Raw genomic sequence first — 24,008 nt, 5'->3', positions numbered from 1 at the left:
TGCCGGCGTTTCTCATCGCCGTGGTGGCGCTGTCGCTGCTGAGCCAGCCGCTGCTGGTGCAGTCGGTGGCCACGACGCCCGCGCTTGCGCCGGACATCGGCGTGCCGGCGACCGGGTTGCTGGCGTGGGCGGTCGATCTCACCTTGCATCGCTGGAATCTGCCGTTCCAGGTCTGGCCATGTGTCGCGGTGGCTGCGAACGCGCTGTTCCTGTCGCTGCTGTGGCGCGATCTGGCTGGCGTGTTCGGGCGCGGCTGGGCCAGTGCGCTGACGCTGCTGGTGGGCTGCAACCCGCTGTTCCTGCTGCCGATCGCTGCCGGCGGCAGCCAGGCAGTGGGGTTGCTGGCCTTCTATGGTTTGTGCCGCACCTTGCGCCGCTTGCAGGCGCCAGTGGAAGCCTTCACCTATCTGCGCATTGCGGGCTGGTTGTGCATTTTGCTGTGCCTGGATCTGCAGACGCTGGCGCTGTCGACAATGGTCGCGCCGTGGCTGCTGCTGGTCATGCCGCCGCAGATGCTGCGCAAGGCACCAGGCTCGTTCTATCTGGTGTGCTATCTGCCGTTCGCATTCCTGGTCGGCATGTGGGCCTACGTGAATCTGGTCGTGTTCAATGCGCCGTGGCCGACGCTGTCCAGCATTGCCCAGGCGTCGCATCCGTTGCCGTTGCCACTGGCCGGCCATGCCGACGGCTGGTTGCCGGCGGTCCGCTGGGGTGTGGCGGCCGTGGCGTGCTTCCCGGTGCTTGCGCTGGTGGCGCGTGCGCGCAGCGGTGCGTTGGCGCGTGGCGTGGTGGCCAGTGCCGGCACCGTGATCTGCGCGGCTGCGTTGTCGTTCGCGTTCGGCTGGGCTGGCTTCGATGCCCTGCTGCTGTTGTGGGTGCCGGCGGCGTTGTTGCTGCGTGCGCTGCACGCCGACCAGCGCGGCCAGGCGGCCGGATTGCTGGTGTTGGGCCTGGTGGGTGCGATCTGGGCACAACCGCAGGGTTGGGGTAGCTGGATGCGTGCCGCAGCGCCCGACGAACAGGCCCTGATGCAGGGCGAGGCCGTTGTCATGACGACGCCGGTATCGTTGCCGGTGCGTGCGGCGGCCGCTCCCGCTACGCAGGAGGCTGGGGTGATGCAGCCGGCGATGGCCCAGAGCGCTGCGGTGGCCCCGGCTGCAACGGCATCTGCCGACACTGCCGAGCCGGCCAACCCGGCAGCGGTCACGGCGGTGCCGCAGGACAAGAACAGTGCATCCTTGCGTGCGACGGCGTGCTCCCGGCACGCGGCGCCGCCGAATGCCGAGGTGTCTGCTGCATGTTCAAGCGCGTTCTAAGCGTCGCAACGTTGATCGGCGTGTGTCTGCTGGCAAACGGCTGCAATGCCGCCGCGCCGACCTGGATGGGCGCCAACGTCAAGGTGTCCGCCAACGCCCCGTGGGAAAGTCAGGCTGCAGCGCAGTCGCTGGACGCACTGGCCAAGACGGGGGCCAGCAAGGCGTTGCTGGTCGCGTTCGTGTGGCAGGCCAACCCGCAGTCCAACGACCCGGTGCTGGGCAGCGACAGCAGTGTGGACGCCATGCGCGCTGCGTTGCGGCAAAGCCTGCAGGCTGGATTGCAGCCGACGCTCAAGGTGCATGTCTGGATTCCGGGACACTGGGCCGGCGATGCCGCGCCCACCGACCCGGCGGCGTGGTTTGCGGCCTATCAGCAGGCATTGCTGCCATTGGCCAGGTTGGCCCAGGACGAACACGCCGAAGCGTTGGTGATCGGCACCGAGTTGCGCAAGTTGCAGGACGCGCCGCAATGGCCGGCGTTGGTCGCGGCAGTGCGCAAGGTCTACCACGGAAAACTGTTGTACGTGGCCGACGGCATGGAGCATGCCGAGAGCTTCCGTTACTGGTCGTTGTTCGATGCGGTGGGCACCAGCCTGTATCCGCGCCTGTCCGAAGCTGCCGACGCACGCAGCGCTGAAATGACCGCCGCGGCGCAACGCCTGCAGCAGTTGGGTCAGCGCGTGGGCAAGCCGGTGTGGGTGGCCGAGCTGGGGTTGCGTTCGGCGCGCGGTAGTCTGGCGGCGCCGTGGGAAAGCCCGGAGCAGCGCACGGCCGCCGTCGATACGCGCCTGCAGCTGCAGGTGTTGCAGCAGTGGCGCAAGGTACTGCAGGCGCATGGCGTGGAAGGCATTGCGCTGTGGTGCTGGTATACCGACCCCAAGGCCGGCGGCCCGGGCGACAGCGATTTCACCGTGCAGGGCAAGCCGGCGCAGCAGGTGCTGGCGCGCTGAGGGCGACTGGCGAACAGCTGCGTTCGCCGCAGCGTCGGGGCGCGGCCAGTGCCCGGGATCGCCAGAACCCGCTCGCACGCTTGGGCTTCTGACGCCGGCCACGTCACGTGATGCGGGCTCGCTCTGGTTGCCGGTCGCGCTAGATCGCGCTGCACGTGCATGGCGTGCGCCTGTGCTGTGCGTCAGACGGGCGCAGCTGCACGTGCTGGCGTCACGTTGCATGCCTTCCGACGTGCTCCTTCCGCCAGCGGCTGCGCTGCGCAGAACGGGTTGAAACGCGCTGGCCAACCTTGCCAAGGACCCGCCGGTGCGGTGCGCTGCGTTCTCACGCGGCTTGCGCACTGCACGCGCTGTCATCGCCGCCAAGGGCATAATCCGGCGGCATGATCATCCATTCGCTGCTCGACACCGACCTGTACAAATTCACCATGATGCAGGCAGTGCTGCACCAGCACCCGGCAGCGCAGGTGGATTACCGCTTCAAGTGCCGCACCCCCGGCGTGGATCTGGCGCAGTTCGTCGATGAGATCTCGCGCGAGATCGACGCGCTGTGCCGGTTGCGGCTGCGCGAGGACGAAGTGGATTACCTGCGCAGCCTGCGCTTCATCAAGCCGGACTTCGCCGACTTCCTGGCGCTGTTCCATCTGGATCGCAAGTATCTGAGCCTGACCGCATCGGCCACCCATCCGGGCGAGATCGAGCTGACCATCCGTGGCCCCTGGCTGCACACCATCCTGTTCGAGGTGCCGCTGTTGGCGATCATCAACGAGGTGTGGTTTCGCAATACCTCCGAGCCGGATTTCGAAGAGGGCCGCAGCCGCCTGCGCGAGAAGGTGGCGAGCCTGCGCAGCATGCCGGCCGGCTGCAAGATCGCCGACTACGGCACCCGGCGGCGCTACTCGCGGCAATGGCATGGCGAGTTGCTGCCGCTGCTGCGCGATGGCCTGGGCGAACAGTTCGTCGGCACCAGTAACGTGTATTTCGCCAAGCAGTACGGGCTGACCCCGCTGGGCACGATGGCGCACGAGTATCTGCAGGCGTTCCAGGCGTTGGGGCCGCGGCTGCGCGATTCGCAGGTGGCGGCGCTGGAATCGTGGGCGCGCGAATACCGTGGCGATCTGGGTATCGCGTTGTCGGACGTGGTTGGGCTGGATGCGTTCCTGCGCGATTTCGATCTGTATTTCTGCAAGTTGTTCGATGGCATGCGCCATGATTCGGGTGACCCGTTCGAATGGGGCGAGCGCGTCATCGCGCATCTGGAAGCGCACCGCGTCGATCCCCGGACCAAGGTGCTGGTGTTCAGCGACGGGCTCAATATCGACAAGGTGATGCGGCTGTACCAGCACTTCCACACGCGCTGCCGGCTGGCCTTCGGGGTAGGCACCAGCCTGACCAACGATCTGGGGCCGACGCCGCTGCAGATCGTGATCAAGATGGTCCGCTGCAATGGCCAGCCGGTGGCCAAGCTCAGCGACTCGCCCGGCAAGAGCATGTGCGAGGACATCGGGTATCTGCGCTATCTGCGCGACGTGTTCGGACTGCCGCCGATGGCAGAGGGATGATTGTTCGGGGCGATGCCGGCGGGGACTGACTGGCGCGCGTCGCCACCCGCTACAGAAATTCCCTACACGCTGTCGGGGAATGCCCGAGAAAAGTGAGACGCAGATCTCGATTCGAGGATGGCGGCCGCTAACATGTCATCACGCATGCATCACATCGGGTGCATGCGTCGCATGTGACGGCCCTTTTTTCCTTGCGAAGTCTGTTGAATGAGCGCACTCGACCCGCTGCCGCTATACCGTACGCGCAGTTGCTCCCGGCAATGGCTGGGGTTTGTGCGCGCGATGGCCGAGGAGTTCGGCGCCGAGTTGCCCGAGGACGATCTGGCCCTGTTGATGGCGCGAATCGGCCAGCGCTTCGCACGCGAACAGCGGCTTGCGCCGTGCGCCACGCTGGACGACGCGCAGCTCGCGGCCAATGCGGTCTGGGACCGCTGCGATTGGGGCCAGTGCGTGTTGGAGGAATACACCGACCATGTGCAGATCCGGCACGCGGGGGCGCCGTTGAGCGTCGCGCTGAATGGCGCCGCGTGGAGCGATGGGTTTTTGCAGGGTGTCTACGAGGGGTGGTTTCAGCAACTGGGGATGCTGGCGGGTCTGGCGGTGCAGAGCGTGCCGAGCGACACCGTCGATCTGCGCCGCCTGGTGTTGGCGCGCACGGCATGAGCATGTCTGATCGGGCAAGGAGAGTGTGATGACAGCAAGGAAGGGCAAGGACGCACCCCAACATGACGATGTGTCGGGCCTGTTCGCGCGTTTGGGGACGCCGGCCAGCCAGGGGTACCACGATTTCGCCTACACCCAGCTGTCGCCGCGCACCTGCAGCCTGCCGCAGGCCGGTGCGCCTGTAGCGGTCGAACCGGTCACCGTTGCGCCCGATGCCGTGCAGCCGCCGGTGGCGGTTGCCGCGCCGACGCCAAACTTGGGCATGCCGGCCGCCGTACCGGCGCCAGAGCGCTCGCTGCAACCCGTCGTGACGGCAGCAGACCCGGTGCCGGATGCGCTCGCCCCGCTGCGCAAATTGCGTCAGCTCGACGAACCTGCGCCGCGCGGCGTGCAGCCGGCCGATCGGCCGGCGCAGACGCCGTTGGAGCGCTTGTTCCAGCGCCTGTTGCAGGCCGATGCGCGCAGCTGCGCGCAAAGCCCGCTCAAGCGCCTGCGCTCGCGTTGAGCTGTTGCCCGTTGTTTCCCGCTGCAGGCGCCGGTGCGCTTGTCGCTTGTTGTGCCGCACGCCGCCATGCCTGAAGGACGATTGATGACCGCTGCCAACCGCCATTGCGCATCACCGCTGCCGACGCTGGCGACCTGGGCGCTGTGGTTGCTGGGTGCGTTGCTGCTGGTGTTCGTGGTGGCCGTGCCGATGGATGTGACGCAGCAGCTGGTGTTTTCCGGCGTGTTGTTCGCGGTGGCGCTGGCGGTGCGCAACCGCGGCGGGCGGGTGGTCATCCTGATGATGATGGGGATGTCGCTGGCGGTGTCGTGCCGCTACATCTGGTGGCGCATGACCCAGACCATGGGCGTGGGCAGCGCGGTGGATTTCATCCTCGGCCTGGGCCTGCTTGGCGCCGAGCTGTATGCCTTCGTGATCCTGGTGCTGGGCTATTTCCAGGTGCTGTGGCCGCTCAACCGCAAGCCGGTGCCGCTGCCGGCCGACCAGCGCCTGTGGCCCAGCGTGGACGTGTTCATCCCGACCTACAACGAGCCGCTGTCGGTGGTGCGCACCACCGTGCTGGCGGCCAGCGTGATCGATTGGCCGGCCGGCAAGATCACCATCCATTTGCTGGACGACGGCCGTCGCGACGAGTTTCGCGCGTTCTGCGCCGAGGTCGGCATCAATTACGTCACCCGCACCAACAACGCGCATGCCAAGGCCGGCAACATCAATGCCGCGTTGAAGAAGTGCAGTGGCGATTATGTGGCCATCTTCGATTGCGACCACATTCCCACCCGCAGTTTTCTGCAGGTGGCGATGGGCTGGTTCCTGCACGACACCAAGCTGGCACTGGTGCAGATGCCGCACTATTTCTTTTCGCCGGACCCGTTCGAACGCAACCTGGACACGCATGGCAAGGTGCCCAACGAAGGCGAGTTGTTCTACGGCCTGCTGCAGGATGGCAACGACCAGTGGAATGCCACGTTCTTCTGTGGCTCGTGTGCGGTGATCAAGCGCACCGCGCTGGAAGAAGTGGGCGGCGTGGCGGTGGAAACGGTCACCGAAGATGCGCACACCGCGCTCAAACTGCAGCGCCGCGGTTACCGCACCGCCTACCTGGCCGTGCCGCAGGCTGCGGGTCTGGCCACCGAAAGCCTGTCCGGCCACGTGGCGCAGCGCATCCGCTGGGCGCGCGGCATGGCGCAGATCGCGCGCATCGACAACCCCTTGCTGGGGCGCGGGCTCAAACTGTCGCAGCGGCTGTGCTACCTCAACGCGATGCTGCACTTCTTCTATGGTTTGCCGCGCATCATCTATCTGACTGCGCCGCTGGCCTATCTGTTCTTCGGCGCGCATGTGATCCAGGCCTCTGCGTTGATGATCCTGGCCTACGCCTTGCCGCACATCCTGCAGGCCAACCTGACCAACCTGCGCGTGCAGAGCCGCTTCCGCCATTTGCTGTGGAACGAGGTCTACGAAACCACGCTGGCCTGGTACATCTTCCGTCCCACGCTGGTGGCCCTGCTCAATCCCAAACTCGGCAAGTTCAACGTCACTCCCAAGGGTGGGCTGGTGTCGCGCAGCTATTTCGACGCGCAGATCGCCAAGCCGTATCTGTTCCTGTTGTTGCTCAACGTGGTGGGCGTGGTGGCTGGGGTGCTGCGGTTGATCTATGTGGGTGGCAGCGGCGAGCAGCAGACCATCTGGTTCAACCTGGCCTGGACGCTCTACAACATGGTGCTGCTGGGCGCCACGATTGCCACCGCCAGCGAAACGCGCCAGGTGCGCAGCGCACACCGTGTGCCGCTGGATGTGCCGGTCACCCTGTATCTGCCCGACGGCGGTGTGCTGCCGAGTCGCTCGGTGAATTTTTCCACGGGCGGCATGGCGATCACGCTCGCGCAGCCACAGCCGATCGAGCCGGGTCTGCCGGTGCAGATCGGCCTGAGCCACCGTGGCGTGGAGCAGACCTTGCCGGCGGTGGTGCGCCAGGATCGCGATGGACAGGTCAGCATCCAGTTTACGCAGATGTCGATGGAACAGGAGCGCTGGCTGGTGGCGTCGACCTTCGCGCGCGCCGACATCTGGCTGTCGCAGTGGGGCCAGCACGACCGCGATGCGTTCTGGCGCTCGATGGGCCAGGTGTTGGAAGCCAGTGCACGCGGATTCGGGCGACTGGGCGGGCATATCGTGGACAGCGCGCGGCAGGGCTTTCGTCCGAGGCGCCCGGTGGATCTGGAGTCGTGAGTGTGATGCGTGGTGTTTCCCTTTCCTTTACCAAGATGCCGCTGATGCGGATGTTCCCGGCTGTGTTGAGCTGTGCGTTGACCTTGCTGGCAGGCCTGGCGCAGGCGCAGCCCATGCCTGCAACGCCATCTGCGCAGGCAGGCAGCCAGATGCAGGCAGTCACCCCAGCGCAGGTGCCCGTCGCCTTCGCAGCGGCACCGTTGCCAGGCGGCAGCACGCGTGCGGCAACACTGCGCGAGCTGGGCATCGATTACGAAATCACCTTGCGCGGGGTGCAGGGCAGCGCCGGCGTGCCCTTCAGCGTGCGCAGCGATGAGATCGTCACCGCGGCCACGTTGAATCTCAAATACAGCTACTCGCCCTCGCTGTTGCCCGACCTGTCGCACCTCAAGGTCACCATCAACGGCGTCACCGTGGCCACGCTGCCCACCGACAAGGCCAACGCCGGCAAGTTGCTCTCGGCCGATCTGCCGATCGACCCGCGCCTGGTCACCGATTACAACCAGCTCAACCTGCAGTTGATCGGCCACTACACGCGCGATTGCGAAGATCCCGACCACAGCAGCCTGTGGGCGAATGTGGATGCGGCCACCAGCCTGTCGCTGACCACCACGCCGCTGGCCTTGGCCAACAATCTGGCGTTGCTGCCGGTGCCGTTCTTCGATGTACGCGACACGCGCCGGCTGGAATTGCCGTTTTATTTCCCGCAGCGCCCGGACACGGCCACGTTGCAGGCGGCCGGCACGGTGGCCTCGTGGTTCGGTAGCCTGGCCGGCTACCGTGGCGCGGTGTTCCCGGCCTCCACCGAGGCCTTGCCGGCGTCCGGGAACGCGGTCGTCTTCGCCACGCCCGGCACCTTGCCCGCGCAATTTGCGACCGCCGACAGCGGCGTGGCCGACATCCGCGGCCCCACCGTGGCCGTGCTGGCCAACCCGAACGATCGCAACGGCAAGCTGCTGCTGGTGCTCGGCCGCAACAGCGAAGACCTGCAGCGTGCCGCCACCGCGCTGGCCTTGCGCGCACCGTTGACCGGTGCGGTGGCCCGCATCGGCGACATCAGCGCGCCTGCGCCGCGGCGGCCCTACGACGCGCCCAACTGGGTGTCGAGCGAGAGTCCGGTACGCTTCGGCGATCTGGTCACCCAGCCCAGCCAGCTCAACGTCACCGGCTATCACCCCGACCTGATCCGGGTCGGCCTGCAACTGCCGCCGGACCTGTTCGTGTGGGAACGCGACGGCATCCCGGTTGCGTTGAACTACCGCTACACGCTGCCGGAGCAGGACAACAAATCCGCGCTCAATGTCAGCATCAACGAATCGTTCGTGACCACGCTGCCGCTGACCGGTCGCCCATTCGCTCAATCCACGCCGATGCGCTGGTGGAACAGCCTGGGGACGCGCGGCAGCATGCCGGTGCATCAGGACCTGACACTGCCGGTGGGTGCGTTTTCGGCCAACAGCCAACTGCGCTTCCATTTCTTCTTCGATCGCCCGCAGGGCGAAGCGTGCAAGAACACCTTCCCGGATGTGTCCGGTGCCATCGATGCCGATTCCACCATCGACCTGAGCGGCTTCCACCACTACATGGCGATGCCGAACCTGGCGGCGTTCGCCAATGCCGGCTACCCGTTCACGCGCCTGGCGGACTTGTCCGAATCCACCATCGTGCTGCCCAACAATCCCGGCGATCAGGACCTGAGCAATGTGCTGACCCTGCTCGGGCATTTCGGGGCTTCCACCGGTTACCCGGCGCTGCATGCGCAGATCATCGGCGCCGGCGCAGTGCAGCAGCATGCAGGCCGCGATCTGTTGCTGCTCGGTAGCGCCGAATCGCAACCGTTGTTCAAGCAGTGGCGCGCGCATCTGCCGATCGGCCAGGACGGGCGGGCGACCCGCTTTGCGCTGACCGACTGGCTGTTCGAACGATTGCCGCGCTTTCTCTCCTTCGATGCGCGCCGCACCGACCTGCCCACCACCGCCGAGATCGCCCTGCAGCCGCAGCCGGACGACGTCCTGCTGATGGGCTTCGAGTCGCCACTGGCAGCCGGCCGCAGCGTGGTCGCCTTCCAGACCGAGGACCCGGCCAACATGAGCCGCCTGTTCGATGCCTGGTTCGACCCGACCCTGCTCAAGGATTTCCAGGGCAGCGTGGTGGTGCTGCAGCAGAACAAAGTCACCAGTCTGGTCGGCAACCAGGCCTATTACGTGGGGCATCTGCCGCTGCCGACCTGGCTGCGCTGGTATTTCTCGCACCACCCGGTGTGGCTGGCCCTTACCGTGGTGCTGCTGGCGTTGTTGCTGGCCCTGGCCGCACGCGTGCTGCTGCGCAGGCACACCGCCGAGCGCCTCAACGACGGTGGCGGTGCATGAGCGCGCACGCACATACCGGTGGCATGACGCGCCGTCGCCTGCTGCATGCAGGCGCATTGGCCGGCGTGGCCGCGCTGCTGCCGGCAGCCGCGCTGGCGGCGCCCAGCCAGTGCGGGCCGTGGCCGCTGTGGAGCGCCTTTGTCGACAAGCACATCCAGCCCGATGGGCGGGTGGTGGATTTTCTCAATCCCGATCAACGCTCCACCTCCGAAGGGCAGTCGTATGCGCTGTTCTTCGCATTGGTCAACAACGACCAGGTGCTGTTCGACAAGGTGCTGAGCTGGACCCGCCACAACCTGTGCGGCGGCCGCCCGGATCTCAACCTGCCGGCATGGCTGTGGGGCCGCGATGGCAGCGGCGCCTGGCGCGTGCTGGACGCCAACACTGCCAGCGATGGCGAGTTGTGGATTGCCTATGCGCTGCTGGAAGCCGGACGGTTGTGGAGCCGCCCGGGCTACCTCAAGGCCGGCCAGCAGATGCTGCAGCTGATCCGCACCCAGGAAGTGGGCACGCTGCCCGGGCTGGGCCCGATGCTGCTGCCGGGCCGCACCGGTTTCGTCGACAACGGGCGCTGGACGCTCAATCCCAGCTATCTGCCGATCCAGGTGCTGCGTCGTTGCGCCAATGCCGACCCCAAGGGCCCATGGGCTGCCATTGCCGCCAACAGCGCGCGCCTGCTGCGTGACAGCGCGCCGGTGGGGTTTGCCCCGGATTGGACGGTGTGGGACGGCAAGACCTTCAATGCCGATCCCAAGCGCGGCAATGTCGGCAGTTACGACGCCATCCGCGTGTACCTGTGGGCCGGCATGCTGGACGCTGGCGAGCCGCTGCGCGCGCGATTGCTGAAGGACCTGTCCGGACCGGCCGACCTGCTCGCCGCGCAGCAGACGCCGGCCGAAAAGATCGACACCGCGCGCGGTGTGGGCACCGGCGCCCTGCCGGTGGGATTTTCTGCGGCGTTGCTGCCGTACCTGAGCGCACTGGGCAAGCCCGCGCTGCTCAAGGCGCAGGCGCAGCGGGTGCCCGCCGCCACGCAACCGGCCGCCGCTGCATTGCCGTATTTCGAACGCACGCTGGCCCTGTTCGGACAGGGATGGCTTGAGAACCGCTACCGCTTCGCCGCAGACGGGCGCCTGTTGCCCGCCTGGAGAACCCCTGCATGTGCCGCAACGACCTGAAGCCGTTCTACCTCGCCGGCATGCTCGCGCTGTGCCTGCTCGCCGCACCGGCAGCGCACGCGCAGACCAGCGCCGCCCAGCAGCTGGTGGAGCAGGGCAATTACTGGCACGACCAGGGTCGCGACGATCTGGCCGCCGACACCTGGAAGAAGCTGCTCGGCATCGACCCGGACCAACCCGACGCATTGCTCGGCCTGGCCCAGATCGATCTGGCGCAGGGGCGCCAATCCGAAGCGCGCAAGCGGCTGCAGCAACTCGAAGGCGCGCATCCGCAATCGCCGCAGGCGCAGCGCCTGCGCGTGGCGATCGGCGCGCGCGGTAGCAGCAACGCGGGCGAAGATTCCAATCTGCGCAATGCACGTCGTGCCGCCTCTGCCGGGCGCTATGTGGAAGCGGCGCGCAGTTACGAAGCCGCCTTCGCCGGCAAGTCGCCGCCGCCGAACCTGGCGCTGGAGTACTACCAATCGCTGGCCGGCACCCCCACCGGTTGGGAGCGCGCCCGCGACGGCCTGCGACGCTTGCAATCCAGCGACCCGGGCAATCCGTCCGTGCAGCTGGCGCTGGCGCAGGTCCTCAGTTACCGCGAACCCACCCGCCGCGACGGCATTGCGCAATTGCGCACGCTTGCTCAGCGCGCGGACGTGGGTGGGCCGGCACGCAGCAGCTGGCGCCAGGCGCTGCTGTGGCTCAACGCCGGCATGGCCGATGCGCCGCTGTACCAAGCGTTTCTTGCCGGTACCCCGAACGATGCCGAAGTGGCCGCCAAACTCGGCCAGCTGCGCGCGCAACGCACTGCCGCGGCCACGCCGGCCGATCCCAACGGCGTGCTGCTGGGCGAAGGCTTTCGCGCGTTGAGCGCCAACAATCTGAGCGCCGCCGAACAACGCTTTACCCAGGTCTTGCGTGCACGTGCGCGCGACCCCGAAGCGCTCGGCGGCCTGGGCTCGGTACGTCTGCGTCAGCAGCGTTTTGCCGAGGCGCAGGAACTGCTGCGACCGGCCGCGGCCAGCAACGGCAAATGGAAAAGCGCGCTGGAGAGTGCCCGTTACTGGCAGCAGCTGCAGCAGGCCGAAGCGGCGCGCGCGCGCGGCGATCTGGCGCAGGCGCGCCAGCTGGTAGAGCAGGCGGTGCAGCTGCTGCCCAACGAGCCGGCCGGACACGTGGCGCTGGGTGACGTGCAGGCCGCCGGCGACCCGGTTGCTGCCGAAGCCAGCTATCGCAAAGCCTTGTCGCGCGAGGCCGACAATGCCGGCGCGTTGCAGGGCCTGGTCGGGCTGTACAGCCGCCAGGGCCGTCTGCAGGAAGCCAGCGCCTTGTTCGACCGGCTGCCAGCGGCCGAGCGCGCCAAGTCCGGTGGCCAAGCCTTGCTGCGCTCCAACGTGCAGCGCGCCCGTGCGCGTCAGTTTCTGGATGGCGGCGATGCGGTCAGCGCGCAAACCGAACTGGAAGCGGCCATGGTCGAACGCCCCGGCGATGCCTGGATCCGTCTCGACCTGGCGCGCCTGTACCAACAGGCTGGCCGCCCGGATCAGGCGCGCAGCGTGATGGACGGCCTGCTCGCGGTCCATGGCGACCAACCCGAGGCGCTGCACGCCAATGCGCTGCTGGCGCAGGAAAGCGGCGACTGGCAGGGCGCCTACGACAGTCTGGACCGCATTCCAGCTGCGGCACGCACGCCGGCGATGGCTCAGCTGCGCGCCACCGCCTGGATCGAATTGCAGGCGCGTCAGGCGCGGCAGCTGGTTGCGCAGGGCCGGGTGGGCGAGGCGCAGCAGTTGCTGGCGCGTACCGAAACGGCGCTGGGCAATCAGCTCGACGATCCGCAACTGCTGGCCGCCCTGGCCGGCGCGCATGCCGACGCCGGCAACACCCAGCGCGCGCTGGTGCTGGCCCAGCGGCTGGTCACCGGCGCCAACCCGCGCACCGAAGACCGCCTGCAATACGCCAGCGTGCTGCTGCGCGCGCATCAGGACGCCGAGCTCTCGGCGGTGTTGCGTCAGCTGCAGGCCACCACCCTGACCCCGGAGCAGCTGCGCCGCTACCAAGGCCTGCGCAGCGCCTACACGCTGCGGCAGGTGGATGCATTGCGTGAGCTCGGCAATCTGGAAGGCGCCTACGACGCGTTGTCGCCAATACTGGCCCAGCAGCCGGACAACCGCGATGCACAGGCCGCGCTCGCGCGGTTGTACGCGGCCGCCGGCGAGCACCGCCAGGCGCTGGCGATCTACCAGCAGCTCCTGCAACGTCAGCCCAGCGATCTGGACACGCTCACCGCAGCGGCCAACAGCGCCGCCGCGCAATCGGACCTGCGCAATGCAGAGAGCTATCTGCAACGCGCATTGGCGCAGGCACCGGAGTCGCCGGAGGTGCTCGCGGCCGCCGGCCGCGTGTATCGCAGTGCCGGCAAGAACCGCAAGGCCGAGCAGTATTTCCGTGCAGCGCTGGCCGCGCAGCAACGTCAGGCCGGGCAGCTCGACAATGGCCTGGCGTCTGCACGTGGCCTGGCCGCCGTCGCCGCATCCGGTCGCCCGCTCAACCCATTCTCCGGCATGACCGGCGCCATGCCGCGTGCGCCGGCGGTGCTGTCCGAACGCATGGACGCCGGCAGCGCCTACACCGATGTCGCAACCGCGCCTGTCGCATCCATCGCGCCGCTCGCCATGCAGCCCAGCGTCGTACCTGTCGCGCCTGCCGCACCCGTCAATGCTGCCGCCGACATCAGGAGCGACGCGTTGCCGCAACCGGTGCGCGCCAGCACCGTGCCTTCCACGTTGCCTGCGCCCGGCAGCCGCTTGCGCGCTTCCTCGCATGGCACGCTGCCGCCTGTGTCGGGCAGCGATCTGCAGCCGCGCAGCAACCTCGCGCAAGCACTGCCTGCGCGCAGCAGCGGCAACAGCGTGCTCGACGAACTGCGCGCCGTGCAGGCGGAAAACAGCGGCGGCCTTGCCGGCGGCGCGCTGTATCGCGCACGCGACGGCGAAGACGGCCTGGGCCGTCTGGACGACATCGAAATGCCGGTGCAGGCCGAATTCGCAGTCGGCGAGGGCAAGCTCGGTGTCACGCTGACACCAACCGTGGTGGATGCCGGCACGCTCGGCACCGACTACGCCACCGCCAGCCGCTTCGGCACCGGCCCGCAAAGCGCCATCGGCGATGCGCTGGCCGCAAACCGTGGCCCGATCGACACGCTGGTCGATTCGCCGGTGTATCAGCTGCTCGCCACCGAAGGCGATACCGCCGCCACGCGCGAACGCCTGCGCCGGTACAGCTTGAATACCGGCCTGTTCAATGCACTGCTGGTGGAGCACAACAACAGCAATGCCGCTGCGCTGGCGGCGTTGGCCAACGAGCCGCTGCCGGCCTACCTGCTCAGCATCAACGCCTCCACCACGCCGATTGCGCAGCTGGCACGCGACATCCTGGGCAATGCCGCGCTCAGCGAACAGCTGGGTGCAGGCGATGCGGCCGCATTGCGCGCGTTGGCCGGCAGCACGGCCGCCGCGCAGCAGACGCCGACCGGCCTGGCCGACACGCTCAATGCCATGGCCGCCAGCGGCAACGGCAGCCGCCGGCTCAGCCAGGACGACACCGGCGTGGGCGTCGGCGTGCGGTATCGCAATGGCGGTTTCAGTGCCGACGTGGGCAGCACGCCGATCGGGTTCCAGGAGCACAACCTCATCGGTGGCGTGGGCTATCGCGGCGAGCTCGGTGACACCGTCAGCTGGTCGGCCGATGCCTCGCGGCGTGCAGTCACCGATAGCGTGCTGTCGTTTGCCGGTGCGCAGGACGCGCGCAGCGGGCGCGAATGGGGCGGTGTGACCAGCACCGGTCTTTCGCTGTCGGCCACTGCCGACAACGGCCTGCTCGGCGGCTACGCCAACCTTGCCGCGCACCGCCTGCAGGGCAACCACGTGGCCGACAACGACCATCGCCAGGTCGACCTGGGCTTCTACGTGCATGCCTTGGAGACCGAGCATCAATCGCTCACCGCCGGCGTCAATCTGACCACCATGCAGTACGACAAGAATCTCAGCGGCTTCACTTACGGGCACGGTGGCTACTTCAGTCCGCAGGACTATGTGGACCTGGGGTTCCCGGTGCACTGGAGCGGGCGCACGGCCGGGCAGACGGTGAACTGGAAGGTCGACGCCAGCGTCGGTGTGCAGCATTTCAGCACCGCGGCCTCGCCGTATTTCCCTACCGACCCGACCCTGCAACAGGCCGCCTACGACGCCGCGTCGCTGGCCGCGCTGCTCGGTCTGGTCAATCGCTACACCGACCCGGTGTATGCGGGCGAAAGCCGCACCGGCGTGTCCTACAACCTCAGTGGCGCGGCCGAATGGCAGGTGGCCCCGCAGCTGTTTCTGGGCGGGCGGCTGACCTTCAACAATGCACGCGACTACAACCAGTTCAGCAGCAACCTTTACCTGCGTTTCGTGATGGATCGCCTGGGTGCTGCGCTGGGGCGTGCACCGCAGGTGCTGACCTCGCCGTATGCGGCGGAGCATTGAGGTGACGGCAAACCTGGTGCCTCGCTCCGAAGGCGCGCAGCAGGGGCTGCAGCGGATGCACGCAGGCGACGGGATGACGCGCGTGCATGGGTCCGCATGCTCGCCTGCGACGTGGTGTGCATCGCCGCCACGCTGCAGGGACCGCCTGGCCTGCGCGCCACAACGCGGCAGCAGATAAACGAACGGCGCCTTCCGGCGCCGTTCGCATTGCATCCCATCACGCGTTCGGCGCTTACGGACGCACCTTGGTGGCGCAGACGAAGACCGCTGCCTGTTGCACGCGGCTGATCACGCCCTGGCTCTGCAGCTCGCGCGCGTGTTCGTCCATGCAGGTCAGGTAACCCAGGCGGTTGCCGGCGTTCTGCGTCTTGCACAGGCTGCTTTCGGCAGACACGTTCGCGCCTGGAATCAGGCCGCCGGTTTCCACCGTCGGGACCAGGGTGTTGCAGGTGCCCAACTTGGCCGGCCCGGTGTTCAAGGTCCAACCGATGTCGGCAAACAGCGCCGGGGTCAGGTCGATGTTCACGTGCGCCTGCACTTCCGGCGTGTCGAAAGGTTCCATCAAGGCATTGGGCTGCAGATCGGTATCGAAGTGCGAGAACGTCGAACCACCGGCCACCACGCTGGGCGAGTACAGCCGCGTGCGGCCTGCGCTGTCGGTGCCCTGCAGCAGTTGCGGATCTTCGTACAGCGACGCAACCACCGCAGTGCTGCCCTTCAGGCGCGCGCCGTCGGCCTGCGAGACCATGATGGCGGGGATGGTGATGTCGGTGATCGGCGGTGCTGCGTTGCCCATCGTCTGTACACCGGCCGCGTTGTTGGCGACGATCACGCCCACCGCGCCGTTGAGCTGCGCATTCTTCACCTTGATCGCGAAGGCGCAGGTGCCGCGGTCGATCAGCGCCACCTTGCCGGCCACATCGGCCGCATTGACGAACGGGGTTTCGCAGCCATCGCTGGCCGATGCGGCCGCCACGCCGTCATTGACCGTTACCACCGAACGCGCCGGGAAATTGGCCGCGGTGGCCAGCGGACCGAAGCTGGCAAAGCCCACTTCGAACTTGCCCGCAGCGCTGGCCGGTGCGGTGACGCGCAGCAGCGTGCGCGGATCCAGGATTAGCGCCGCCTCGCGGTTCACGCGCGTCCCGGCCCATACCGTACGGCCGGGCGTGCGCATCGCTTCGGCACGCAGGGCGTTGGTCATGGTCGGGTCGTCGAAGCGCTTGTTCTGGACGTTGTCGTAGGCCTGCGAGGTGTAGACGTCGGTCAGGCCGCTGCCCGAGCCCAGCACGCCGGTGGTCTTGTTGAGAAAGCCCGCCGCGCCCAGACCGTGGCCGATCTCATGCATCACCACGTTGAGGAAGTTGATCTGGCCTTCGGGCGTCTTGCCGTCCAGGCCCAGATACCAGCCCGAACCGGCCAGGCAATCGTCCTTGCCCAGGTCGCCGTTGAACTGCGAGAACACGTCGGCCGGATCGGCCGGATCCGGCACCAGGTCTTGCCCGGCGATCGCATCGCCCAGCGCGGACGGATACAGCGTATCGGCCTTGGCGCCGGGGAAGTTGTTGACGATCCAGTTCGGGCCGGCCTGGCCCAGCGTGCCGCCGGTGGCGGTACAGGTCAGCCGTGCGAACGAGGCATACACCTTGATCTCGACATTGCTCTGCAGCACCGCGCCCCACAGGTCCATGGCGTACTGGTATGCGATGCGGCGTTGCTCGCCGATCGTGCGGCCCGGGTTGCCGCCCAGCGGTGCGGCAGCGGTCGGGTCGTTCAAACCGACCACGGTGCCGGCATCGCCATTGATCAGCGTGACATTGGCTGCCCGGGCGTGCAGCGGTGCCAATGCGGCCGCCACGGCCAGGGACAACAGCAACAAGGGCTTATTCATGCGGCAGCGCTCCGTGCTCGGCGTGGGTGGGTTGGGTGGTGTCGGCGTCGTCGCTGTGTTCGATGACGATGCGTCCATCGGCCTGGCGGGTTGCCGTCAGCGAACTCATTTGGGTGGCCGGCAACTTGCGCGCCACGGTGCCATTGGGCAGGCGCCGCTCGGTCGCGCGCGCGGCCGCTTCGGTCTGCGGAACCGAGCTGCGTGCGGCGCTGCTGCGTGCTGCGGAGGCCGCTGCAGCCGCCTGCTGATCCAGTGCCGCGCTCTCGGCGTCGGTCAGCGGGCGCAATTTGCCGGTGGCAGGGTCGATACCGACCTTGGAACTGCTGGTAGCTGCTTCCTGCGCTGCAGCGATCGCCGGCAGGCATGCGACACACAACACACCGGACAGCATCCATCCGGGCTTGCGAAAGCTCATCATCGTTGGGGTTTCCTTGGGTCCAACAGGGGAAAAAACGCCGTGCTGACACCGGCGCTCGGGAGAATCCTTCCATTTCAGTCTGTTCATGACTGAATCATGAATCCGTGATTCGTGTCAATCTTTTGACACATTCGCCGTCGAATGCGAAGCGGCAACCTGAAAAAGTTATCGGCAGGGTTGCAGTCTGGGAGTTCACCCCAGGCATCGTCGCCAAGGCGCCTGCGCACGTCGTGGCCAGCGCTCGGCACGCCCGGGCGCCACTCGTACACTGGCCGGTCTGGGCGTCGTTCGGTCATCCGTTGCCGGCGCCGCCAGCCACCAGCCACCAGCCAACCCAGCGCCAGGCCACCATGCACGCCGTCATCTACCACAATCCCGGTTGCGGAACCTCCCGCAATACCCTTGCCCTGATCCGCCACACCGGCATCGAACCGCAGATTGTCGATTACCTGCAGCATCCGCCAAGCCGCCAGACGCTGCAGGCGCTCATCGCCGCTGCCGGCATCACGGTCCGCCAGGCCATGCGCCAGAAAGGCACGCCCTATCTGGAACTGGGACTGGACGATCCCACCCTGGACGATGCGGCGTTGTTGAGCGCAATGCTCGCCCATCCGATCCTGATCAACCGCCCATTCGTCCAGACCACGCGCGGAACACGCCTGTGCCGCCCCTCCGAATTGGTGCTCGATCTGTTGCCGCCAGCCACGCACGGCTTCATCAAGGAAGACGGCGAACGCGTGCTGGACGAGGCCGGTCAACGCATTGGCCGCTGACATGTTTGAGCCGGTTCAACCGGCGCCAAGCCGGTGTTGCGCCATCACGCTGGCCGCAGCGCTGGCGATAGATGCAGTGCGCCTATTCACAGCGCGATGAACAAGCCTGCTGCACGTCCACTTGCGCATGCACGACACCTGCTGAGCGCGGCACAGCAGGCCGGCTGCACGCACCGTGCGCTGGCGCGAGCGTTGCCCGGTGCCGGCATGCACAACCCGCGGCAGCGACCGCTCGTACACTGCAGCGCCTGCGGACTATTGCACCGCCCGGCGCTTGTTCGCTACCGGCCGGCAGCCGCCCTAGAATCCACGCCACGATCGTCAGGAGCACCCGCATGATTCGCGAAATTATCCGCATGGGCGACAAGCGCCTGCTACGTGTGGCGCCACCGGTCAGCAACCTGGGCAGCGCCGAGTTGCACACGCTGGTGGCCGATATGTTCGAAACCATGGACGCTGCGCGTGGCGTCGGTCTGGCAGCACCGCAGATCGCGGTGGATCTGCAATTGATGGTGTTCGGTTTCGACGCCAGCGAGCGCTATCCGGAAGCGCCCGCAGTGCCGCGCACGGCCCTGGCTAACGCGCAGATCGAACCGCTTTCGGAAGAAATGGAAAACGGCTGGGAAGGCTGCCTGTCGATTCCCGGCCTGCGCGCAGTCATTCCACGCTATCGCTTCATTCGCTACCGCGGCTTCGCACCCGACGGCACTCCGATCGAGCGCGATGCCGAAGGTTTCCACGCACGCGTGGTGCAACACGAATACGACCATCTGGTCGGTCGCCTGTATCCCTCGCGCATCGAAAATTTCGACACATTCGGTTTCGAAGACGTGTTGTCTTACGACCTGTAGCAGGTCCTTCGTTGTGTCCAATGCGGCGTGGCTGCCGCCATGGACGGCAGCCACGTCCTGGACTGCGCCGCATTCAAGGCAATCATCAGCACGCTGCCTGGCGCGGTGCCTCGGCATTGCGGCACCGTTGGCGGCATCAACGTAGCAATCGACTCGCGTGATGGATGACGGCGTGTCTGGTGAGCGCATCGCACCCCCGCCCATGCCTCAGGCCGAAAACGCGTGTGGCTCGGCAGCAAATCCGACTGCCAAGGCGCCCTTGCCGACGTTGACCATGCCGGTCAGGCTCATCACGCTTTCCAGCAGTTCCACGCCGTGGGTTTGGCAGGCGCCCTGCAGTGCGGCATAGCCGGGCAGGGCATGCAGCTCGGCCAGCTCGCCGCCGTAGCCCACGCACACCGTTGGCGTCATCAGGCCGTCGCGAATCTTGCGCACGGTGAAGCCGAACAGCTTTTCGGCCGAAGGTTCGAAACCCTTGAGCTTGGCCACTGGCTCGGTAACGCCGCGGTAGGCGCGCAGCACCGGCTTGATGTCCAGCGCGCTGCCGAGCGCGGCGCCGATCAGGCCGACGCTGCGATCGCCCTTGGTGCGTGCACGTGCGCGCAGGTAATAGAGATCGCGTGGAATCATGTAGCCATAGGTGTGCTCGGCCAGCTGTTCCAGGCGGGTACGGATGGCCGCCACGCTCTGGCCCTGGTCGCGCAGGCGGACTGCTTCCACGGCGGTGATGCCCTGGCCGGCGAACAGGTTGAGCGTGTCGATCACCCGTAGCGCGAACGGCGAGGTGTGGCCTGCGGCCTGCCGGATCGGCTTGTAGTCGTTGAGGATCGCGAAGCTGGCCTGCATCGCATTGTCGAAGATCTGGCTGCGGAGTTTGGAAATGGTCAGGCAGAACACATGGTCGTAGTCGATGACCAGTTGTTGCAGGAACAGATCGCGGATCTGGTTGACCGAAAACGGCGTGGTTTCCGCTTCGTGCCCGCGCTCGGCCACATGCGCCTGCAAAAAGCTCAGCGTGGCTTCCTCGTCGCGATGATCGGCCAGCACGGCCTCGCCGATACGCACGCTGATCGGCAATACGATGATGTTGTGACGTTGGATGAAGTCCTGCGGCAGATCGCACGCACTGTCCACCACGATTCCGATACGCATCGTCGCCCCCTCCGGCTGTTGCGTTGTCTGTAGTGCGAACGCTATCGCAAAACGGCTCCGCCGCGTAGGCCTGAGGTGGAGCGTGTTGCGGGCGCCGATCGCGCGGATGGCGACCGGACTGATGCAGGCCGGTGGCAGCGACGCCGCACTGCGTTGAAAGGCATTGCACGCGCAAGCGACGCCGCCGGCACGTGCGGACACGGGCGATGCGTATGTGGCTGTGCACCATTTACCGCCCCACGCGCGGGCGTCTTTGGCGCGAAACCCGCCGCTACGCCCGTGTCCGGTGACCTAAGTGCTAGCCAGCGCACGCTCCAAGTGCAAGGTGGCGCCCGCTATCGCGCTTGGCTGGGTGGCGCCGCCGGAATCGTTATAGCTCCCCGCGTGGCGCCGCTGCTACGGTCCGACCCGACTGCCGCACGGCAGGTCCCGACGACGCTGCACCAGCGCCGCCGCGCTGAATCATACGGAGAGTCACCATGCACAACTGCCCATCCAGCTCCCTTGTCCAGACGTGCGCCCAGGCGCCGACCACGCGGCGGCGCGCCTCGCGCTGGTGGACCGCGGCGCTTGCTTTCGGTCTGGTCGCACTCGCCCCGGCGGCGCTCGCCGGCCCGTACAAGATCTTTGGCAACCACTATGCGTGGGTGAACAATTTCAACGATCCCAACAACATCATCCAGGGCACGTTCGGCACCGGCAGTACGCCGGAGCTGACGGTCACCTTCAACTTCGCCGACTACAACCTCTACGGCTATCCGGCGATCGTGCGCGGCTGGCATTACAATTGGAATCCGACCACCGACACGCTGTTCCCCAAGCAGATCTCCTCGATCAGCTCGCTGCCATTCAAATTCAATTACAGCGCAGGCGGCACCAATCTGGCCGGTGATTTCGCTTACGACATCTTCTTTCGCTGGGACACCGCCAAGGGTAATCCGCAGCTGGAAGTGATGATCTGGGGCGACCACAATTCCTGGCCGGTCGGCACCGTGACCGCGACCAAGGTCATCACCGCGGGCGGGCGCACTTTCGATCTGTGGGAAGGCTTCAATTCCGGCGCCGGCTATTACGTCTACACCTTCATCCCGACCGGGACCGCCGGCCAGCCGACGCTGAAGACCAGCGGCAGCCTCAACGTGGATGCCAAGCCGTTCCTGACCTGGCTGCAGAACAACCGCGCCAAGGATGGCCGCTACAGCAACAGCATGTACCTGCATGCGGCCGAAGCGGGCTTTGAAGTGGTACGCGGCAATGGATGGGCCAAGGTCAGCGCGACCTTGGATGCGAAGTAAGCGCAGCCCCGCTGTATCGTGCGTGTCGGCGGTATCGGTCGGCACGCACGCAGGTTTTTTCAACGTTGGACAAGTCGCCGCCTGTGCATTGTTCGAGCGACTGGCGGCGCAGCGCTGCGCACATGACAGTCACGTGCCGTGTGTGGCGCCTGTCGCCTCGGCATCGGATCTTGGATGAGCTCACGTGAGCGATGTGCATGGATCACTGCGCCTGCGCCGCGCGTGGCCGCGGATGCGCTGGCGCGCAGATCCAGAGCGGCGAACAACGCGCCGCTACGCGGCCGGTGCCGGCGCGAAACATCGGAACGGCTGAGCGCTGCATGCCGATGCCACCTACCAGCCGCGCGCGCCTGCCACTGCGCGAATCGTGTGTTCGGACGTTGCTATAACGCCACCAACTGGATGCTGTCGAACACGATTGCCGGGCTGAGGTAGCCGTTATCCGGGGAGCCGGAGGCAATGCCGATCTCGATGCGGTTGTTGCCGGCCTGCAAGGCCGAGGCAGGGATGTCCACTTCGTAAAGGGTATTGTTGCCGCGCGCAGTGCCGCGCGTGATGCCGCGTGTCTTTGGTTGCGTGGGCGCGGCAGGCAGCGGGCCGTTCCAGCGTGCGTTCACGCTGATCTGCGGACGTGCGCCGCCCTGTGCCAACGGCACGAAAAGACGCAGGCGATAGCCGCGCACCTCGTTGGCGGGCAGGGTGAAGTCGATCCGGCTCGGGGTGTTGATGCCGCGCCACTGCACTGCCGGAAAGCTGCTCACGCTGCTCGATCCCACGGTGTAGGTCACCGCAGACCAGTGCATGCGCGCATCGGAAGGGTGCGCCCGCGGCAGCAGGTCCGCGTCGCTGAACCCCGCCGGCGTGCCGTCGGGAATGCCGATCTGCCACTTCACCGTGCCCGGCAAAACGACCGCCTGCAGTGCGGCGTGCGCAGTGGCACCGGCAGAAACCTCGATGTTGCGTTGTGCGAGCTCCAGTTCGTTTTGGTAGAGCGTCATGCGATAGCCGTCCGGGCGAACACCCGTCACCTGGTAGTTCCCGCTGCCGTCGGCGGTGGCCCAGTACTGCGCCTGCGCGTTGCGCAGGCCGATGACGGCCGGCTGGCCCGGCAGCACGCCGCCGACGTGCCCACTCACGGTGCCGCGCCCGCTTGCCGGCAAATAACCGCTCAGGCCCAGCGTGGCATCGACGAACGCGGTGTCCAGCTGCGCACTCGACGGCAAGCTTCCATCGGTGAACAGCAGCCCGTATACCCCGTGCAGGCCGCCGCGAAAGGCTTCGGTCTGGGTGTGATCGGAATACATGTAGTTATAGAGCTCATGCGTCAGGCTGGTTTTTTGCGTCGCAATGTCCTTGAAAAACGGGCCGCCCGCGCTGTGCTCGCGGTTGCCCATCAGCATGAACACGGCAACGCCAGGGCCACTGACGCCATGCACCTGGTCGTCCATCATTCGACGTGCTGAATAGAACTTGGAACTGGTGCGCCCATCCGGCAATAGAAAGACATCCTCACTTTCGATCGCTCTGCCGACATTGGAATCGGGCTCCTGCTGCGCATTGGGCAACTTGGACACGTTCAAGCGGGCGACGAAGCGCAATTCGCCCACTGGCAGCAAGGTGGGCGCATCGGTGGCCATGTAGATCGCATTGCGGCCCTTGCGTGCGATGTAGTACTGGACCAAGTCGCCGGCCTTGGCCGACACCACGATCGTCCCGCCAACGATGCGTGCATCCACACTGGCACTGCCCAACCCCGAAGCGATGTGCGAGCCCTTCGATTCGGTGGTCTGCAGTTCGTTGTCGCGATAGCGCATCGACACGATGTCGCCATTTCGGGCATCGACCGCAAACACCAGCTCGGCGCCGCTGTCGACGATCACGCGGTTGCCGCTGCGGCTGATCCCGAAGTCGGCCAGTGCAGGTGCGCTGATGCCGGCATAGAGCAGCAGTGCGCAGGCGAAGTAATGTCGAAGATTGCGAGGCATGCGGGTGAGCTGTCGGAAGCAAGGCATGGTGGCGATGCGTGCGCGCGATGCTAGGCCAGTACCGAAGACAGAGAATGTACGCACTGTTCGAAATTCCAGCGATCAAGGGTGGCGTCGTTGGTTACCTGCGGGCATCGCTGACTGTCGCCGCAGTGGGCAACTGCAATACGCAGTTCCGGCATCGGCCATGGAGAGGCTACCAAAACCTCGAGAGCCTTTGTCGGTTGTCGGTTGTCGTGGACGGCGCACGGCCACCGCGCTGCACGAGCGGGACATGCCGCACGGCTCGGCGGCCGCCTCCGGCTTGGCGGTGACGCAGTCGCCTTGCCAGCTGCCTCTGCGACGCACCGGCGTCCTTGC

The 24,008-nt window shown here is 66.7% G+C and carries 16 protein-coding genes; 12 read left to right on the top strand and 4 right to left on the bottom strand.

What is annotated here, in order from left to right:
• Window positions 1-20: 20 nt before the first annotated feature.
• The 9 genes from ACCQ07_RS17170 (at window position 21) to ACCQ07_RS17130 (ending at window position 15,283) form a co-directional block, all read left to right on the top strand.
• Window positions 21-1,316: a hypothetical protein gene (locus tag ACCQ07_RS17170; protein WP_008573754.1), complete on the top strand. Its 1,296-nt coding sequence runs from the start codon at window positions 21-23 to the stop codon at window positions 1,314-1,316.
• On the top strand, window positions 1,298-2,266 hold the full coding sequence (locus tag ACCQ07_RS17165) for a glycoside hydrolase family 113 (protein WP_008573755.1): 969 nt from the start codon (window positions 1,298-1,300) through the stop codon (window positions 2,264-2,266). The genes ACCQ07_RS17170 and ACCQ07_RS17165 overlap by 19 nt, the downstream gene beginning before the upstream one ends.
• Window positions 2,267-2,649: 383 nt before the next feature.
• On the top strand, window positions 2,650-3,828 hold the full coding sequence (pncB, locus tag ACCQ07_RS17160) for a nicotinate phosphoribosyltransferase (protein WP_008573756.1): 1,179 nt from the start codon (window positions 2,650-2,652) through the stop codon (window positions 3,826-3,828).
• Between the two features lie 207 nt (window positions 3,829-4,035).
• Window positions 4,036-4,491, top strand: a complete 456-nt coding sequence (bcsD, locus tag ACCQ07_RS17155; protein ID WP_008573758.1) for a cellulose biosynthesis protein BcsD — start codon at window positions 4,036-4,038, stop codon at window positions 4,489-4,491.
• A 28-nt stretch (window positions 4,492-4,519) separates the two neighbouring features.
• Window positions 4,520-4,996, top strand: coding sequence for a hypothetical protein (locus tag ACCQ07_RS17150; protein WP_011348568.1), 477 nt, complete (start codon window positions 4,520-4,522; stop codon window positions 4,994-4,996).
• Window positions 4,997-5,080: 84 nt separating this feature from the next.
• Window positions 5,081-7,225 carry a UDP-forming cellulose synthase catalytic subunit gene (bcsA, locus tag ACCQ07_RS17145; RefSeq protein ID WP_055026843.1) on the top strand — a complete coding sequence of 715 codons (2,145 nt, stop codon included), beginning with the start codon at window positions 5,081-5,083 and terminating at the stop codon, window positions 7,223-7,225.
• Window positions 7,226-7,269: 44 nt separating this feature from the next.
• A complete protein-coding gene (gene bcsB, locus ACCQ07_RS17140) occupies window positions 7,270-9,594 on the top strand; it encodes a cellulose biosynthesis cyclic di-GMP-binding regulatory protein BcsB (protein WP_057682122.1) in 2,325 nt (774 codons plus the stop codon).
• Window positions 9,591-10,772 carry a cellulose synthase complex periplasmic endoglucanase BcsZ gene (bcsZ, locus tag ACCQ07_RS17135; RefSeq protein WP_109290712.1) on the top strand — a complete coding sequence of 394 codons (1,182 nt, stop codon included), beginning with the start codon at window positions 9,591-9,593 and terminating at the stop codon, window positions 10,770-10,772. Before bcsB ends, bcsZ begins: the two co-directional genes overlap by 4 nt.
• Entirely contained in the window at window positions 10,754-15,283 is a 4,530-nt protein-coding gene (locus ACCQ07_RS17130; protein ID WP_372363484.1) for a cellulose biosynthesis protein BcsC, read from the top strand. Before bcsZ ends, ACCQ07_RS17130 begins: the two co-directional genes overlap by 19 nt.
• Before the next feature lie 232 nt (window positions 15,284-15,515).
• Here ACCQ07_RS17130 and ACCQ07_RS17125 read toward each other — a convergent pair whose 3' ends face one another.
• Together ACCQ07_RS17125 and ACCQ07_RS17120 are read right to left on the bottom strand one after the other, a co-directional pair.
• Window positions 15,516-17,174 carry a PA domain-containing protein gene (locus ACCQ07_RS17125; protein WP_109290714.1) on the bottom strand — a complete coding sequence of 553 codons (1,659 nt, stop codon included), beginning with the start codon at window positions 17,172-17,174 and terminating at the stop codon, window positions 15,516-15,518.
• Window positions 17,167-17,592, bottom strand: a complete 426-nt coding sequence (locus ACCQ07_RS17120; protein WP_014091040.1) for a post-PEP-CTERM-1 domain-containing protein — start codon at window positions 17,590-17,592, stop codon at window positions 17,167-17,169. Before ACCQ07_RS17120 ends, ACCQ07_RS17125 begins: the two co-directional genes overlap by 8 nt.
• Window positions 17,593-17,942: 350 nt before the next feature.
• Here ACCQ07_RS17120 and arsC point away from each other — a divergent pair, with 350 nt between their 5' ends.
• The gene (gene arsC, locus ACCQ07_RS17115) at window positions 17,943-18,365 is read left to right on the top strand and encodes an arsenate reductase (glutaredoxin) (RefSeq protein ID WP_011348560.1); all 423 of its coding nucleotides are present in this window, start codon (window positions 17,943-17,945) and stop codon (window positions 18,363-18,365) included.
• Window positions 18,366-18,700: 335 nt separating this feature from the next.
• Entirely contained in the window at window positions 18,701-19,216 is a 516-nt protein-coding gene (gene def, locus ACCQ07_RS17110; RefSeq protein ID WP_008573775.1) for a peptide deformylase, read from the top strand.
• Window positions 19,217-19,423: 207 nt separating this feature from the next.
• On the opposite strand, the gene ACCQ07_RS17105 is transcribed toward def, so the two are convergent.
• Window positions 19,424-20,368 carry a DegV family protein gene (locus ACCQ07_RS17105; RefSeq protein WP_011348559.1) on the bottom strand — a complete coding sequence of 315 codons (945 nt, stop codon included), beginning with the start codon at window positions 20,366-20,368 and terminating at the stop codon, window positions 19,424-19,426.
• Between the two features lie 479 nt (window positions 20,369-20,847).
• Between ACCQ07_RS17105 and ACCQ07_RS17100 the strand changes: the two genes are divergently transcribed.
• Window positions 20,848-21,663, top strand: a complete 816-nt coding sequence (locus ACCQ07_RS17100; protein WP_005920703.1) for a GH12 family glycosyl hydrolase domain-containing protein — start codon at window positions 20,848-20,850, stop codon at window positions 21,661-21,663.
• 383 nt (window positions 21,664-22,046) lie between these two features.
• Here the strand turns inward: ACCQ07_RS17100 and ACCQ07_RS17095 are convergent, their stop codons facing one another.
• Window positions 22,047-23,648, bottom strand: coding sequence for a rhamnogalacturonan lyase B N-terminal domain-containing protein (locus ACCQ07_RS17095; RefSeq protein ID WP_372164343.1), 1,602 nt, complete (start codon window positions 23,646-23,648; stop codon window positions 22,047-22,049).
• Window positions 23,649-24,008 lie beyond the last annotated feature (360 nt).

The organism is Xanthomonas sp. NCPPB 3583, from assembly GCF_041475715.2.
Classification (GTDB): domain Bacteria; phylum Pseudomonadota; class Gammaproteobacteria; order Xanthomonadales; family Xanthomonadaceae; genus Xanthomonas; species Xanthomonas euvesicatoria.
Note: the sequence above shows the minus strand (reverse complement) of the source record. Positions and strands in the feature narration are given on the sequence as shown.